This is a genomic window from Aquabacterium sp. OR-4, assembly GCF_025290835.2.
Classification (GTDB): Bacteria; Pseudomonadota; Gammaproteobacteria; order Burkholderiales; family Burkholderiaceae_C; genus Pseudaquabacterium.
Genome location: NZ_JAOCQD020000001.1, coordinates 1,542,402 through 1,557,257, shown reverse-complemented (window position 1 = coordinate 1,557,257; position 14,856 = coordinate 1,542,402). Strand labels below are relative to the sequence as shown.

Sequence of the window (14,856 nt, the reverse complement as noted above, 5' to 3'; positions counted from 1 at the left end):
GACACCGACCATGCGCCATGAACTGATCCTGCACCACTACCCGATGTCGCCGTTTGCCGAGAAGGCGCGGCTGCTGCTGGGTGCCAAGGGCCTGGCCTGGCGCTCGGTGATCATCCCCAGCGTGATGCCCAAGCCCGACGTGCTGGCGTTGACCGGCGGCTACCGCAAGACGCCGCTGCTGCAGATTGGCGCCGACGTGTACTGCGACACCGCGCTGATGGCCCGCGTGCTCGAGGCGCGCCAGCCCACGCCCAGCCTCTACCCGGCCAGCGCGCCACTGGCGGCGCCGCTGGCGCAATGGGCCGACTACACGCTGTTCTGGCTGGCGGCCACGGTGGCCATGCAGCCGGCCGGCGCGGCCGCCATCCTGCCCAACCCGACGCCCGAGACGGTGAAGGCCTTTCGCAGCGACCGCGCCGCCTTCACCGCCGGCATGGCGCGGCCCACGCTGGCCGATGCCACGGTGCAGTTGCAGGCCGCGCTGGCGGCGCTGGATGCGCAACTGGCCCGCGGCACGCCTTGGCTGCTGGGCGCCGAGCGCTCGATCGCCGATTTTTCGGTGGCGCATTGCCTGTGGTTTGTGCGCCGGGCCGGCCCGGTGGCCGAGATCCTGGCACCCCATGCCGCGCTGAATGCCTGGCTCGACAGCATGCTGGCCATCGGCCATGGCACGCACCAGGATCTGGCCAGCAGCGAGGCGGTGGCCATGGCCGCCGCCGCCGGAGGCCACGCCCCCACCACGGTGCAGCCGGGCCTGGGCTTCGAGCCCGGCCAGGCCGTCACCGTGGCGGCGGTGGACTACGGCACCGACCCGGTGGCCGGCACGCTGGTGGGCCTGGGCCCCGAGAGCGTGACGATTGCCCGCCGCGACGAGCGTGCCGGCGCCGTGCACGTGCACTTTCCCCGCCAGGGCTTCCAGATTCGCAAGGAGCAAAGCGCATGAAGACATTCAAGGGCCGCACCGCGGTACTCACCGGCGGTGCCTCGGGCTTCGGCCTGGAGTGCGCACGCATTGCCGCGCGCGAAGGCATGAACGTGGTGCTGGTGGATGTGCAGGCCGATGCGCTGGCCAGCGCCGAGGCCGAGGTGGCCGCGCTGGCCGCGGGGCAGGGCGGCCGCGTGCTGTCGCAGCGTGTGGACGTGAGCCAGGCCACCGCGATGGAATCGCTGGCCAAGACCGTGCACGAGACCTTTGGCGCACCGCACTTCGTGTTCAACAACGCCGGCATCGCAACCGGCGGCCTGGTGTGGGAACACTCGGTGCAGGACTGGGAATGGACGCTGGGCGTCAACCTGTGGGGCGTGGTGCACGGCGTGCGCCTGTTCACGCCGATGATGCTGGCCGCCGCCCAGGCCGACCCGGACTACGAAGGACACATCGTCAACACCGCCTCGATGGCCGGCTTGCTGAGCCCGCCCAACATGGGCGTCTACAACGTCAGCAAGCATGCGGTGGTGACGCTCAGCGAAACGCTTTATCAAGACCTGGGCCTGGTCACCGAGCAAGTGCACGCCCATGTGCTGTGCCCGTATTTCGTGCCCACCGGCATCCACCAGAGCGAACGCAACCGCCCGGCTGGCATGGCCAACGCCGGTGGCCCCACCAAAAGCCAATTGATCGCCCAAGCCATGAGCGACAAAGCCGTGGGCAGCGGCAAGGTGAGTGCGGCCGAGGTGGCCGGCTTCGTGTTTGACGCGCTGCGCGAGAACCGCTTCTACGTCTTCAGCCACCCCAAGGCCCTGGGTGGCGTGCAATTGCGGCTGGAAGACATTCAGCTGCAGCGCAACCCCACCGATCCGTTCAAGGAGCGGCCCGAGGTGGGCGCGCAGTTGAAGGCACAGTTGCGCGGCTGATCTATGATGCACACCTTAATGTACACACATGAGGTGTGCCATGGAAACGCTCACGACGCGGGTGTTCAACAACGGCAACAGCCAGGCCGTGCGCATTCCGGCCGAGTTTCGGCTCGACACCGACCGGGTGAGCATCACCCGCAATGAGGCCGGTGATCTGGTGATTCACCCCTTGCGTGTGCCGCGCGGTGCCGCCCTGATGCAGGCCCTGCAAGCGCTGGGTGAGGTGGACGGCAGTTTCATTGCGGCGCTGGACGCCGAGCAGAGCAAGCCCTTGCCCGCGCAGGAGCGGGAAGGGCTGTGATCTACCTGCTCGACACCAACATCCTGATCTACCTGATCAAGAACCAGCCGCCGGGCATCGCGCAGCGCATTGACGCGATGCCGGCAGAAGACAGCCTTTGCATGTCATTCGTCACCTGGGCTGAACTGCTCAAGGGGGCGGAACGCAGCACCCGCAAGGTCGAGGTCTTGCGCAGGCTGGAATTGCTGGCGCGGCAGGTGCCCGTGCGCTACCCCAGCGGCCCGGCCATCTGCCGCCACTATGCCGAACAGGCCACGCGGCTGAAGGACGCCGGCACACCCATTTGCGCCAATGACCTGTGGATCGCCAGCCATGCCTTGGCCGAAGATGCCGCGCTGGTGACGCACAACACTCGGGAGTTTGGCCGCGTGGCCGGATTGCGTGTCGAAGACTGGGTGGCGGGTGCGGGGGCTTGACCGATGCAGCTCGCAGCAAGTGTGAGGTGGCTTCCAAGGCGCATCCACAAACCAATTGATGCCTCATGCATTCGCTAACAATTCGCTGACATGGGCCTCACATAGACTGGCCGAGAAGAAGCGCAAAGCCACGCACTGAGCTTGCTTCTCTGGTCTTGTCTAGCGGAGGGCGGGCTCGAAACGTGTCCGTAGAGGCTTCTTGGCAGTGAATCGTTTGCAAGATTCAGCTGCGGCTATTGCGGCTGATGGCTCCGATGTATTCGAGGCAGAGGCTCCTCTGCCCGACGCAAGAGATGTCGGCCTGCGTGCCTTGTGCATCGTGGCACGCATGCACCATGTGGCGGCCGAGCCAGACACCCTCAAACATCAACTGGGCCTCAGCGCCAGCGCTGATCTGACCCGCGACGATTTGCTGAACGCAGCCCGAGAGATCGGCTTGCGGGCACGGGTCGTCAAGACAAGCGCTCAGCGCCTGGCCTTGGCCGCTTTGCCCGCCTTGGCGCTGATGCGTGATGGCCGCACCGTGGTGCTGGCCCAATGTGATGGCCAGCGCGTATTGCTGCTGGACCCATCGGCCGGGGGCGAGGGCCAGGCCGTGCGCCCCACGATCCTGCCCTTGGACGCCTTTGCTGAAGCATGGCAAGGCGAACTGATCCTGATCGCCAGCCATGCCAGCCTGGCCGGCGAACTGGCGAAGTTCGACTCCTCCTGGTTCATCCCCAGCCTGGTGAAGTACCGCCGGCTGTTTGGTGAGGCCTTGCTGGCCTCACTGTTCCTGCAGTTGTTCGCGCTGGTATCGCCGCTGTTCTTTCAGGCGGTGATGGACAAGGTGTTGGTGCACAGGGGCTATACCACGCTGGATGTCTTGATCATCGGCCTGGTGGTGATCACGCTGTTTGAGAGCGCGCTCACCGTGCTGCGTGCCTATGTATTCAGCCACACCACCAGCCGCATCGATGTGGAGTTGAGCTCGCGGCTGTTTCGCCATCTGTTGAGCCTGCCGCTTGCCTACTTTCAGGCGCGTCGGGTGGGTGACTCGGTGGCGCGGGTGCGTGAGCTGGAGAACATTCGCCAATTTCTCACCGGCAATGCGCTCACCCTGGTGCTGGATGTTCTGTTCTCGGTGGTGTTCATTGCGGTGATGTTGGTCTACAGCGTGCCGCCCACCTTGATTGTGCTGGCGTCGCTGCCCTTGTACATGCTGCTCAGTCTGGGCATCGTGCCAGTGCTGCGAGGACGATTGAACGAGAAGTTTGCGCGTGGTGCTGAGAATCAGGCACTGCTGGTGGAAACCGGGACTGGACGAGGCCATCTCAACCCTGGCCACAGCCAGCCCCCCTGCGCCGGCACACCAAGAGGCCGAGAACTGAATGCACCTCCATACGACGATCACAAGCCGCACACTGATGCGCATGCGCTGGCTGCCGCTGGCCTGCCTGGCCCTGCTGGGCGCCTGCGCAAGCCAGGAGCGCGACCGCTACGCCTCAGTGCCCTTGCCCATCAGCACCCCGGGCCTGAGGGTGGCCTACGAAGCTGCGCGCATGGGGCCTACTGGTGGCCTAAACGACTGGCAGCAGCGCAGGCGTGACGACATCATCGAGACCCTGCGCGTCTCGGTTGAAAACAAGCTGCCTGCGGCCTTGCGCGCGGCAGGCATTGCCGCGCTGGTGCACAGCACCCGGCCGCCGGAACTGATCGACTGGAACCACCCCAGCTTTGCCGCCGCGGGTGATGACTGGCTGAGCCTGCGGGTGCGGCCGGTGTCGATGACACAAAACTGCGTCAACGCCGGTGCCAGCTGCGCCTACCAGTTGCGCGTGAGCCTGACGCTGATGGGCCCGCGGGGCCAAGGCGGTGTGTTGTGGTCCATCGAGATTGCGTAGCCAACCGTCGTCTCGGGTTTCGTCTGCCAGGCGCGCTACGACGAACTGGCGGAGCACATGGCCAGGGCGGTGTTGCGGGCAGTTAAGAAGGGAGAGTCGGCGCCATGAAATCACCCCCAATTGAACACATCTGGCGCAGTTGCACCGTTGCGCTGGGTCTGTCGGCAATCATGCTCACTACATGGGCGCAAGCGCCCGAAAGGACCGGGCCTGCGACGGCAGCGCCAGCAGGTGTGCTGCCGGCCACGCCTGCTGCTGAACAAGCCACGCGAGCCCCTGCCAGCCCGGAGCAACTGGCCCGCATGCAGGCCTCGCAGCGCTACCACCAGGCTGAGTTTGAACGCACTCAGCGGCGCCAGAGAGAACTCCAGGCCCTAAAGCCTCGGCAGTACGACCCAGCTTTGCGAGAAAACGCGCCACCGGCGTATTTTCCCAATACCAGCATAACGCCCGAAGAGCCGCCCGCTGTGCCGCAAACCCATGGGCTGGATCTCAGCCAGCATTCACCCGAAGTGGCCAAGGCCTACTTCAATTGGCTGTGCGCCAATGAAGCGGGTGACTTCATCTTCCATAAAGTTGAAGGTGTAGACAGCGTGTTCGAGATGCGGCCCCGAGAAGAGTATTCACAAGGCTGGGTTCGGACAAGCAAGTACTTCTGGGAGGATCCAGTCGGGCGTGCGGTATCTGCCGACAAAGGTGTCTTTTACCAACCGGAAGTTGAAGGTATGTATCCTGGCAGGCATGGCAGTTCATCCAATTACAAGAAGTGGTACGACAGGGCGGCAGCGGAAGGGCTGAAGATTATGCCCTATGAGCAGTACAACCCTGAACAGGGGTATGTAACTACTGAGGCTCAAGCGCGTCCGATTGACCAGGCGCGCTACGGGCCGGGGAGGTTCGTTCGGTTCACCCGAGTGTGGCCAACACACCCGGAGTATGACCGTGATCCACAGGGGCACATACGCATGTTCCAAGATAGGCGCCACCTCAATCCTGCATTCCCTTCCCCGGTAAGCCCCGAGGTTGACAATTGGGTGTACAGCATTCATGTGGATGAATTCCACACGTATCTTAAATCGCGAGGCCATATCCCGCCTCAAGCCCAGATGGGTGATCGGGTGCAGAGCAAATATGGTTTCATGTGGCGCGGCATTGCGCGCAGCCCGCATGACCGTGAATTCGGCATTGCAGGCAATGAAGTGCTTGTGTACGACCTCACTACCAATAAACTGCTGGGGGTGCGGCGCAACTTCCTGTGGGCGCCACTCATCAACGATGAACCAAGAAGCAGTGCTATTTGGTTACTCGGGCGTGGACAAAGGGTCTGTCGCGATCATCAAGAAAGATTTGAGAAGATGGTTCTGCCGCCACCTGATCCGTATGTCGGGCTGACAGTGTCTATTGAATAATATCCGCGGGTACTAATCCAATGACTTCTACGAATGATTCAATTTCCCTGGCTGATGCACGCCGCTATCAAAATGCCTATAGGCTGATGGCTGTCTCACAGGCTTTTTTCGATGGCATAGATTTCTCAGTGAAGGGCGACCTGAGAGTGAAGTCGGCTATTATGGACAAGCTCCAAATTGGCACCTTGAGCGCTGACATGCTGAAGGCGAGAGAGACGGATTGGCGAAAGACGCACAATGGTGAGCCTCTCCCTGAAGATCAGCAGCACGGCAGCAGCGCATTGGCGCCAATCGAAGCCGCGCAGGTGGTCAACGTGTACACACTGATCGACCAAAAGCCGAACGATCCGCAGAGTGGGTTTTCTGGGACACGGCTGGAGTCCTAGATCGATGGCAGTTTCGTCATTGCGCTGCGTGATACCGAGTTCACGCCCACCGAAAAGTGGATGGGAAACGCAAACCAGGATCTGAAGGGCGCCGATCACGACCAACTGCTGCTCACTGGTGGTGCATGGTCTCAGATCCACCTGATTAGTCATGACTCTCAGCCACGCCCCGAATCTGCCGCTCGCGCGTCGGCGCGGTGAGTGCCGCATGGCCGAGCAGGTTGCGCATCAGTTCGGCGAGGTCTAAGCGCGAGTTGAAGCGGTAGGCAAAGGCACCGAGATATTGTTGGGCGTACTTGCCGAACTTGAAGGCTTTGTGGGCGCCATGAATCATGGTCTTGAGGTTGCCCAGGATGGTGTTGACCCAGGTGAACTGCGGCAACTCGCGGGGCTTGCGCGCGGCCACGACGACGTAAGAGTGGGCGCAGCCGGCATCGATGACGCCGCCGAAGCAGGCCAGGCCGTCGCTGCGCACGTCGGTGCCGGGCAGCAGGTTGGCGCGGGCCCAGTGGGCGATGGCTTCGCGGCTGAAGGTGGACACGGGCGAGACCTTCAGCCGCAGCGGACGACCAAGGTCATTGGTCTGCACGGCCGCCACGATGGGCACCTTGTTGGGCGAACCACGCCCGCCCACGCCAGGGCGCTCGCCGCCGAGGTAGGCATCGTCGAGTTGCACGTTGCCGCTCAGGGGCTCGTGCGAGTCGTGTTCTGCCAGCGCGGCCATGAGCTTGTGGTGGATGAGCCAAGCAGTACGGTAGCTGGTGCCCAGATGGCGCATCAAGGCCAGCGAGGACAGGCCCGTCTTGTCCTGGCTGATGAGGAACATCGCCAGGAACCAGGTGCGCAGTGGCAACTTGGTGTTGTCGAGCACTGTGCCAGCGGTCAGCGAGGCTTGATGCCGGCAGCCACGGCACTGGAACAGACGACGCGAGCCATGGCTGACGATGTAGTGCGCCGGCAAGTCACAACGCGGACAGCGGAAACCCTGCGGCCAGCGCAGGGCCGTCAGCGCCGCAACGCACTTCTCTTCGGTGCCGTAGCGCTCGAAGAATTCGGGCATGGACACCCCGGGCTGGAACTGGACTCGGTTCATCGGCATGGCGCGCTCTCCGGATGGGATGAGCGTCACCCTACGAGATCACTGGCTCATGGCGTGATCCTGCTGAGAGTCGTGACGAATCAGGTGAGGCGGAAGCCTGGATAGGCGACGGTCTTTGGAATGAAACCACAGCAAATGAATATCTTTATGATATCGCGTCCGAGAAGATTGGTCGTGCTAGTAAGGAGCGACATTTTTACATCATATGGGCTGGAAACGAAGCGCGCTACGGATCTCCGATTGCTATTGATCTCAACGGTGATGGTTTACAGGCATTCAGGCTTTCCCAGAGTTCGACGTACTTTAGCTATTCCGCAGACCAGAAATTGGTCAAAACGGGCTGGCTCACCCAATCGGATGGCTTCTTGGCAATGGATGCGAACCGGAATGGCGCTATTGATGGGCTGGGTGAAATGTTCGGCGGTACAAATAGGGGCGATGGATATGCGAAGTTGGCTGTGCTTGATGAGAATGCAGATGGTGCATTGAATGAGCTGGATTCCGCGTATTCTGATCTTGTCGTATGGCAAGACTTGAATTCCAACGGGTCTTACGATGCCGGAGAAGGCTCTACGCTTGATCAACACGGCATAGCGGAACCTGATTCGAAACGAAGCTAAGCCTAGCTCACCCGGTGAGCCACCTGGCCCATAGGCTGGATGCACTTCACCCAGGAGTGCAAGCCGTGGCCTACAACCCGATCCAGTTTCAGCAAGGCATGTCGATGCCCGAGTTCCTGCAGTGCTTCGGAAACGAGGCTGCGTGCGCTGAGGCGGTTCGTCAGGCGCGCTGGCCGCAGGGTTTCGTTTGTCCGCGCTGCAGTAGCCGGGCGCACTGCGTTGTCTCGAGCAGCGGGCGCAACCTCTACCAGTGCCACAGCTGTCACCGGCAGACCTCGGTTACCGCCGGCAGCCTGTTCGGCAACACCAAGCTGCCGCTGACCCGGTGGTTTCTCGCGATCTACCTGATCAGCCAGGCCAAGACCGGCATGTCCGCCCTTGAACTCAAGCGGCACCTCGGCGTCAGCTACCCGACCGCTTGGCTGATGCACCACAAGATCATGACCGCCATGGCCTCGCGTGAGGCCGAGCACCGCCTGTCGGGCGCCGTGCAGATCGATGACGCCTACCTGGGTGGCGAGCGCCCTGGTGGCAAGCCCGGGCGCGGCTCGGAGAACAAGGTGCCCATCGTCGCGGCGGTCTCGCTCAACGACAAGGGCAATCCGCTGTACCTCAAGGTCACGCCGGTAGCCGCCTTCTCCAGCGATGCCATCTCCCACTGGGCACGGCTGCATCTGGCGCCTGGCTGCTCGGTGCTCAGCGACGGCCTGGGATGCTTCGCCGCCGTCACCGAGGCCGGCTGCACCCATCAGGTCGAGGTCGTCGGCCAGCGCAAGCCCCGGGACTTGCCGCAATTCAAGTGGGTCAACACCGTCCTGAGCAACCTCAAGACCATGCTCTCGGGTGCCTACAAGGCCTTCGGCTACGCCAAGTACGCCGACCGCTACCTCGGCGCCTTCGCCTACCGCTTCAACCGACGCTTCGACCTCGCCGGCCTCGTCATCCGCCTCATCGTCGATGTCTGTCGCGGCAAGGCCGCAACCGAGCGCGTCATTCGGCATGCTTAGCTTCGTTTCGAATCAGGTAGCGGAATTGGGTGTTCACTATGAGGTGAGCAACAAATGGTCCGAGAGCAATCTTATTGGCGAGTCTTCATATGCCATTAAGGATGGGAAGGTCGTTGAAATGGGAGACGTGTATTTCAGGTATGCATCGGACTACAGTGGCCCGAACTTTTCAAGCGCGGTGACACCGGTGGGAACGCATCAAGCAACCGATACGATGTTGGCCGAAATCCTGCCCAGCATCGACACAAAGGAAGTGATTGAGGTCGCTGATCTGCACTACTTGGAGCGAGGGTCAGAATCTCAAGTGACTATAGTCCATAGACTTATCGAAGCCATGGGCGCGTTTGCTCCGAATGCAGCCTTCGAGGCGACCTTTAAGGCGCTTACGAATAAGGAAGATTTGGCGCGTATCACTGTACCGATACAACCCGCCCATTTCGCCTGATCTCGCTGCACCAAAGACAAGGGGCCCAAACGGGCCCCCGATACATGTGCAGTGCGCCGGTTCAACCAGCCGCACTCTCGCGGTGGTAGCCGGTCACCCGCTCCACCTCGTTCTTCGAGCCCAGCACCACGCTCACCCGCTCGTGCAGCTTGGTGGGCTGCAGGGTCAGGATGCGTTCCTGGCCGTTGGTGGCGGCGCCGCCGGCCTGCTCCACCAGATAGGCCATCGGGTTGGCCTCGTACATCAGGCGCAGCTTGCCGGGCTTGTTGGGCTCGCGGGCGTCCCACGGGTACATGAACACGCCGCCGCGGGTGAGGATGCGGTGCACGTCGGCCACCATGCTGGCCACCCAGCGCATGTTGAAGTCCTTGCCGCGCGGGCCTTCCTTGCCGGCCAGGCATTCGTCGATGTAGCGCTTCACCGGCGGTGCCCAGTGGCGCATGTTGCTCATGTTGATCGCGAATTCCTTGGTGTCGGCCGGGATCTGCACGTCCTTCTCGGTCAGCACCCAGGAGCCGGTTTCGCGGTCGAGCGTGAACATCACCACGCCGTCGCCCACGGTGAGCACCAGGGTGCTCTGCGGGCCGTACACGCAGTAGCCGGCGGCGGCCTGCTGGCGGCCGGGCTGCAGGAAGTCGCTCTCGTCCACGCCGCGCTGGTTGGTGACCTTGCGCAGCACCGAGAAGATGGTGCCGATCGACACGTTGACGTCGATGTTGCTGCTGCCGTCGAGCGGATCGAACAGCAGCAGGTACTCGCCCTGGGGGTAGCGGTCGGGCACCAGCGAGATGGTGTCCATCTCCTCGCTGGCCATGGCCGCCAGGTGGCCGCCCCACACATTGGCCTCGATCAGCACCTCGTTGGCGATGACGTCGAGCTTCTTCTGCACCTCGCCCTGCACGTTCTCGGTGTCGGCGGTGCCCAGCACGTCACCGAGCGCGCCCTTGTTCACCTGGATCGCGATGCGCTTGCAGGCGCGGGCCACGGTCTCGATCAACAGGCGCAGCGGCGGCGGAATCTGGCCGCGGTCGCGCTGCTGTTCAACAAGGTACTGGGTGAGGCTGATGCGTTTCATGGCAGGCAAGGGGTTTGCAATGGCAAAGGGTCAATCTTCAAGTGACTTGGTGACGATCTCGCGCACGTCGTCCGACAGCCTGGCCTGTGCGGCCACGCGCGCCACGGCCTCGCGGGCGGCACTGCGGTAGGGCTCGGCCAGCACGCGCCAGCGGTCCATGGCGCGGGCCAGGCGCGCGGCAATCTGCGGGTTGATGGCGTCGAGCTCGAGCACGCGGTCGGCCCAGAACACGTAGCCGGCGGCGTCGCTGCGGTGGAAGGCGGCGGGGTTCTCGCGGCAGAAGGCGCCCACCAGTGCGCGCACGCGGTTGGGGTTCTTCATCGAGAAGTCGGCGTGCTGCAGCAGGCCCTTCACGCGGCCCAGCACCTGGCCGGCCGACTGGGCGGGGGCCTGCAGCGGCTCGGCGGCCATGGCCTGTGCGGCAAACCATTTGTCGAGCACCAGGTCGTCGCCCGCGGCCACGCCGTGAAAGTGGCTCAGCGCGGCCGTGGCCAGTGCCGAATGGCCGTTCACCAGCGCCAGCAGGGCGGCATGGCGGTCGGTCATCTGGCCGGCGTCCTTCACGCGCTGGTAGGCGCGGCCCGGCCACACCGGATCACCCTGGGCCACGGCGTCGAGCACCAGCATGCTCAGGGCCAGGTTGGCCAGCGCGCGCCGGCCCGATTGCACGGCGTCGGGGCGGTAGCCCTCGCGCACCTGGTGCGCCTCCCAGGCCCATTGCCAGTCGCTGCGCAGGCGGGCGGCCAGTTGCTGGCGCATGGCTTCGCGCAGGCGGTGGATGCGCTGCGGGTCGACTTCGGTGCACTGCTCGGCCACATAGCCTTCGCCTGGCGGGGTGAGCACCAGTTCCTTGAAGGCCGGGTCGAGCGCCGGATCGCGCAGCACGGCGCGCATGGCATCGATGAAGGCGTCGTCCAGCGGCGGCAGTTCGTCGCTGCCGGGCAGGGCGGCCAGCAGGCGGTTGAGCGCCAGGCGCTGGCCGGCTTCCCAGCGGTTGAAGGCGTCGGCGTCGTGGCGCAGCAGGGTGATCAGCGCACCGTCGTACAGGCCGCTGTCCAGCACCACCGGCGCCGAGAAGCCGCGCAGCAGCGAGGGAACGGGCGGCGCGTCGATGTCTTCGAAGACATAGCTTTCTTCGGCCGCGGTGAGCACCAGGGTGCGTTCGCTGCCGGTGGCCGCGTCTTCGCCCAGCAGGCGCAGCGGCAGGGCGCGGCCGTCGGCCGACAGCAGGCCCATCACCACCGGCATCACGCAGGGCTGCTTGGCCGGCTGGCCGGGTGAGGGCAGGGCGCTCTGGCTGAGGGTCAGCGTGAAGCGGCGGGCCGCCGCATCGTGCGTGCCGCGCGCGGTGAGGCGCGGCGTGCCGGCCTGGCCGTACCAGTGCTTGAACTGCGCCAGGTGCGTGGCCAGCGCGCTGCCGGAGTTGGCATCGGCAATCGCCTGGGCAAAGTCGTCGCAGGTCACGGCCTGGCCGTCGTGGCGCTCGAAGTACAGGTCCATGCCGCGGCGAAAGCCCGCGCGGCCCACCAGCGTGGCCATCATGCGCACCACCTCGGCGCCCTTTTCGTAGACCGTGGCGGTGTAGAAGTTGTTGATCTCCTGGTAGCGGTCAGGCCGCACCGGGTGCGCCATGGGGCCGGCATCCTCGGGGAACTGCACCGCGCGCAGGCCGCGCACGTCGTCGATGCGCTTGACGGCGCGGGCCGACGGCGAGCCGGCCATGTCCATCGAGAACTCCTGGTCGCGGTAGACCGTGAGGCCTTCTTTCAGGCTCAGCTGAAACCAGTCGCGGCAGGTGATGCGGTTGCCGGTCCAGTTGTGGAAGTACTCGTGGCCCACCACGCTCTCGATGCCGGCAAAGTCGACATCGGTGGCGGTGGCCGGGCTGGCCAGCACGAACTTGGTGTTGAAGATGTTGAGGCCCTTGTTCTCCATCGCGCCCATGTTGAAGTCGCTCACCGCGACGATCATGAAGCGGTCGAGGTCAAGCGGCAGGCCGAAGCGGGCTTCGTCCCAGGCCACGCTGGCAATCAGCGAGCTCATCGCGTGCTCGGTCTTGTCGAGGTCGCCGCGGCGCACATACACCTGCAGCAGATGCTCCTTGCCCGAACGGGCCACGATCTTCTGCTCGCGGCACACCAGATCGGCGGCCACCAGGGCGAACAGGTAGCTGGGCTTGGGGAAGGGATCGTGCCACTTGGCGAAGTGGCGGCCGTTGTCGAGCGCGCCGTGCGCCACCAGGTTGCCGTTGCTCAGCAGCACCGGGTAGCGGGCCTTGTCGGCGCGCAGGGTCACGCTGAACACGGCCATCACGTCGGGCCGGTCCAGGAAGTAGGTGATGCGCCGGAAGCCCTCGGCCTCGCACTGCGTGAACAGGCCGCTGCCCGAGGTGTACAGGCCCGAGAGCTGGGTGTTCTTGTCGGGCGCGCAGGTGTTGCGGATCTCGAGCGTGAAGGCGTCCTTCTCGGGCGGGTGGTCGATGACCAGCAGACCGTCCTCGTGCCGGAAGCTCACGCTCTCGCCATCGGCCAGGCAGCGCAGCAGCGTTAGATCTTCGCCGTGCAGCACCAGGGCCTGGCCGGCCGCGGCCTGCGGGTTGCGCTCGATGGCCAGCTTGCTGGCCACGATGGTCTTGGCCGGGTCGAGGTCGAAGCTGAGTTCGACCTGGCGAATCCAGAACGCCGGGGCGGCATAGTCCTCGCGCCGGATGGCGCTGGCGGTGGCTTCACGCATGGCGATGCGCTCCTCAAGTGTCTTGTCGGGGGGCGCACCGCCCGCCGGCCCGGGGCCTGGCTGCTGGGCGGCGCGGCGGGGGGTCAGAGGCCTTGCTTCAGACTGGCCTCGATGAAGGCGTCGAGATCGCCGTCCAGCACTTTCTGGGTGTTGCTGATCTCGACACTGGTGCGCAGGTCCTTGATGCGGCTCTGGTCGAGCACATAGCTGCGGATCTGGTGGCCCCAGCCCACGTCGGTCTTGGTGTCCTCGAGCTTTTGCTGCTCTTCAAGCCGCTTCTTCATCTCGAAGTCGTACAGGCGCGAGCGCAGGCGGCGCCAGGCCACATCGCGGTTGCTGTGCTGGCTGCGGCCGTCCTGGCACTGCACCACGATGCCGGTGGGAATGTGCGTGAGCCGCACCGCCGAGTCGGTCTTGTTGATGTGCTGGCCGCCCGCACCGCTGGCGCGGAAGGTGTCGGTGCGCACATCGGACGGGTTGATCTCGATCTCGATCGAGTCGTCGATCTCGGGGTAGACGAAGAGGCTGGCAAACGAGGTGTGGCGGCCGCCGGCCGAGTCGAACGGGCTCTTGCGCACCAGGCGGTGCACGCCGGTCTCGGTGCGCAGATGGCCGAAGGCGTACTCGCCGTCCACCTTGATGGTGGCGCTCTTGATGCCGGCCACGTCGCCCGGCGTCTCGTCTTCCACCGTGGCCGTGAAGCCCTTGCGCTCGGCGTACTTCAGGTACTGGCGCAGCAGCATGCCGGCCCAGTCGCAGGCCTCGGTGCCACCGGCGCCGGCCTGGATGTCGATGAAGCAGCTGCTCGGATCGGCCGGGTTGCTGAACATGCGGCGGAACTCGAGCCGCTCCACGGTTTCGCGCAGCGGCTGGGCATCGGCCTCGATGGTGGCGAGGCTGTCGAGGTCGCCCTCGGCCTTGGCCATCTCGTAGAGCTCGAGGTTGTCAGCCAGGTTGCTGTCGAGGTGCTTGATGGTCTCGACCACGTCTTCCAGCTGGCGCTTTTCGCGGCCGAGGTCCTGGGCGCGCTTGGGCTCGTTCCAGACGCTGGGGTTCTCCAGCGCGGCATTGACTTCGTTCAGCCGCAGCGATTTGCGGTCGTAGTCAAAGATACCCCCGGAGCTGCTGGGTACGGGCGCTCAGATCGGCAAGCAGCGAGCCGATGGCGTTGATCTGTTCGGTGTCCATGAGATGGCCTGGGTGCTGAAATGGCAGCCACGAATGACAAACCGGGATTCTCGCATGCAGCCCAGGCAGGCCCTCGCGCCGGCGCACGGTACCCGGGATGCCCCCGAGTGGTACCCGGGGTGGTTTGCGCATAGCATCGCGCCGCCCGCCGCATGGGCCCCGATCCCGATCCCGATGTCGACTCCCGAGAAGCACCGCCTCTACTGGCGCCGCGTCGTGCGGCTCACGCTGCTGCTGCTGGCGGTGTGGCTGGTCTTGACCATCGCGCTGTCGGTGTTTGCCCGCGAACTGAGCTTCGCCTTCTTTGGCTGGCCCTTCAGCTTCTGGATGGCCTCGCAGGGCGCGCTGTTCATCTTCTGCGCGCTGGTGTGGGGCTACTCGCTGCGCATGGACCGCCTGGACGACGAGTACAGCCCCGCGCAAGACGACTGAGGCAA

General features: G+C 64.5%; 16 protein-coding genes. 12 read left to right on the top strand and 4 right to left on the bottom strand.

Annotation, left to right across the window (positions count from 1 at the left end; genetic code table 11):
* Positions 1–10 precede the first annotated feature (10 nt).
* The 8 genes from N4G63_RS06605 to N4G63_RS06570 all read left to right on the top strand — a co-directional run bounded on the left by N4G63_RS06605 (position 11) and on the right by N4G63_RS06570 (position 6,252).
* Positions 11–943, top strand: coding sequence for a glutathione S-transferase family protein (locus tag N4G63_RS06605; protein WP_260785507.1), 933 nt, complete (start codon positions 11–13; stop codon positions 941–943).
* Positions 940–1,854 carry an SDR family oxidoreductase gene (locus N4G63_RS06600; protein ID WP_260785508.1) on the top strand — a complete coding sequence of 305 codons (915 nt, stop codon included), beginning with the start codon at positions 940–942 and terminating at the stop codon, positions 1,852–1,854. Before N4G63_RS06605 ends, N4G63_RS06600 begins: the two co-directional genes overlap by 4 nt.
* Positions 1,855–1,894: 40 nt before the next feature.
* Positions 1,895–2,158 (top strand): antitoxin, encoded by a 264-nt coding sequence (locus N4G63_RS06595; protein WP_260785509.1) that lies wholly within the window; start codon positions 1,895–1,897, stop codon positions 2,156–2,158.
* Positions 2,155–2,574 carry a type II toxin-antitoxin system VapC family toxin gene (locus tag N4G63_RS06590; RefSeq protein WP_260785510.1) on the top strand — a complete coding sequence of 140 codons (420 nt, stop codon included), beginning with the start codon at positions 2,155–2,157 and terminating at the stop codon, positions 2,572–2,574. Before N4G63_RS06595 ends, N4G63_RS06590 begins: the two co-directional genes overlap by 4 nt.
* A gap of 205 nt (positions 2,575–2,779) precedes the next feature.
* Positions 2,780–4,162, top strand: coding sequence for an ABC transporter transmembrane domain-containing protein (locus tag N4G63_RS06585; RefSeq protein ID WP_314599490.1), 1,383 nt, complete (start codon positions 2,780–2,782; stop codon positions 4,160–4,162).
* On the top strand, positions 4,116–4,457 hold the full coding sequence (locus N4G63_RS06580; RefSeq protein ID WP_314599489.1) for a hypothetical protein: 342 nt from the start codon (positions 4,116–4,118) through the stop codon (positions 4,455–4,457). The genes N4G63_RS06585 and N4G63_RS06580 overlap by 47 nt, the downstream gene beginning before the upstream one ends.
* 104 nt (positions 4,458–4,561) lie before the next feature.
* The gene (locus N4G63_RS06575; protein ID WP_260785513.1) at positions 4,562–5,866 is read left to right on the top strand and encodes a hypothetical protein; all 1,305 of its coding nucleotides are present in this window, start codon (positions 4,562–4,564) and stop codon (positions 5,864–5,866) included.
* Positions 5,867–5,886: 20 nt separating this feature from the next.
* Entirely contained in the window at positions 5,887–6,252 is a 366-nt protein-coding gene (locus N4G63_RS06570) for a hypothetical protein (protein WP_260785514.1), read from the top strand.
* Between the two features lie 145 nt (positions 6,253–6,397).
* Here the strand turns inward: N4G63_RS06570 and N4G63_RS06565 are convergent, their stop codons facing one another.
* Positions 6,398–7,351: an IS1595 family transposase gene (locus tag N4G63_RS06565; RefSeq protein WP_260785515.1), complete on the bottom strand. Its 954-nt coding sequence runs from the start codon at positions 7,349–7,351 to the stop codon at positions 6,398–6,400.
* A 38-nt stretch (positions 7,352–7,389) separates the two neighbouring features.
* On the opposite strand from N4G63_RS06565, the gene N4G63_RS28385 reads away from it, so the two are divergent.
* The 3 genes from N4G63_RS28385 to N4G63_RS06555 all read left to right on the top strand — a co-directional run bounded on the left by N4G63_RS28385 (position 7,390) and on the right by N4G63_RS06555 (position 9,423).
* Positions 7,390–7,971, top strand: a complete 582-nt coding sequence (locus tag N4G63_RS28385; protein WP_510182764.1) for an SPM autocatalytic domain-containing protein — start codon at positions 7,390–7,392, stop codon at positions 7,969–7,971.
* A gap of 65 nt (positions 7,972–8,036) precedes the next feature.
* A complete protein-coding gene (locus N4G63_RS06560) occupies positions 8,037–8,978 on the top strand; it encodes an IS1595 family transposase (protein WP_260785517.1) in 942 nt (313 codons plus the stop codon).
* Entirely contained in the window at positions 8,971–9,423 is a 453-nt protein-coding gene (locus tag N4G63_RS06555) for a hypothetical protein (protein WP_260785518.1), read from the top strand. The genes N4G63_RS06560 and N4G63_RS06555 overlap by 8 nt, the downstream gene beginning before the upstream one ends.
* 61 nt (positions 9,424–9,484) lie before the next feature.
* Here N4G63_RS06555 and N4G63_RS06550 read toward each other — a convergent pair whose 3' ends face one another.
* The 3 genes from N4G63_RS06550 to prfB form a co-directional block, all read right to left on the bottom strand.
* A complete protein-coding gene (locus N4G63_RS06550; RefSeq protein ID WP_260785519.1) occupies positions 9,485–10,498 on the bottom strand; it encodes a class 1 fructose-bisphosphatase in 1,014 nt (337 codons plus the stop codon).
* A gap of 30 nt (positions 10,499–10,528) precedes the next feature.
* On the bottom strand, positions 10,529–13,231 hold the full coding sequence (gene pepN / locus N4G63_RS06545; protein ID WP_314599488.1) for an aminopeptidase N: 2,703 nt from the start codon (positions 13,229–13,231) through the stop codon (positions 10,529–10,531).
* 83 nt (positions 13,232–13,314) lie between these two features.
* A protein-coding gene (prfB, locus tag N4G63_RS06540) for a peptide chain release factor 2 (RefSeq protein ID WP_314599487.1) occupies positions 13,315–14,419 on the bottom strand; the annotation gives its coding sequence in 2 pieces (ribosomal slippage) (positions 13,315–14,337 and positions 14,339–14,419; 1,104 coding nt in all).
* 174 nt (positions 14,420–14,593) lie between these two features.
* On the opposite strand from prfB, the gene N4G63_RS06535 reads away from it, so the two are divergent.
* On the top strand, positions 14,594–14,851 hold the full coding sequence (locus N4G63_RS06535) for a DUF4212 domain-containing protein (RefSeq protein ID WP_314599486.1): 258 nt from the start codon (positions 14,594–14,596) through the stop codon (positions 14,849–14,851).
* The last annotated feature ends 5 nt before the right edge of the window (positions 14,852–14,856 follow it).

Coding starts and splice junctions, on each gene's coding strand:
- N4G63_RS06575 (WP_260785513.1), top strand. CDS start 4,562: ATGAAATCACCCCCAATTGAACACATCTGGCGCAGTTGCACCGTTGCG.
- N4G63_RS06605 (WP_260785507.1), top strand. CDS start 11: ATGCGCCATGAACTGATCCTGCACCACTACCCGATGTCGCCGTTTGCC.
- N4G63_RS06595 (WP_260785509.1), top strand. CDS start 1,895: ATGGAAACGCTCACGACGCGGGTGTTCAACAACGGCAACAGCCAGGCC.
- N4G63_RS06570 (WP_260785514.1), top strand. CDS start 5,887: ATGACTTCTACGAATGATTCAATTTCCCTGGCTGATGCACGCCGCTAT.
- N4G63_RS06600 (WP_260785508.1), top strand. CDS start 940: ATGAAGACATTCAAGGGCCGCACCGCGGTACTCACCGGCGGTGCCTCG.
- N4G63_RS06565 (WP_260785515.1), bottom strand. CDS start 7,351: ATGCCGATGAACCGAGTCCAGTTCCAGCCCGGGGTGTCCATGCCCGAA.
- pepN (WP_314599488.1), bottom strand. CDS start 13,231: ATGCGTGAAGCCACCGCCAGCGCCATCCGGCGCGAGGACTATGCCGCC.
- N4G63_RS06550 (WP_260785519.1), bottom strand. CDS start 10,498: ATGAAACGCATCAGCCTCACCCAGTACCTTGTTGAACAGCAGCGCGAC.
- N4G63_RS06555 (WP_260785518.1), top strand. CDS start 8,971: ATGCTTAGCTTCGTTTCGAATCAGGTAGCGGAATTGGGTGTTCACTAT.
- N4G63_RS06535 (WP_314599486.1), top strand. CDS start 14,594: ATGTCGACTCCCGAGAAGCACCGCCTCTACTGGCGCCGCGTCGTGCGG.
- N4G63_RS06580 (WP_314599489.1), top strand. CDS start 4,116: ATGGGGCCTACTGGTGGCCTAAACGACTGGCAGCAGCGCAGGCGTGAC.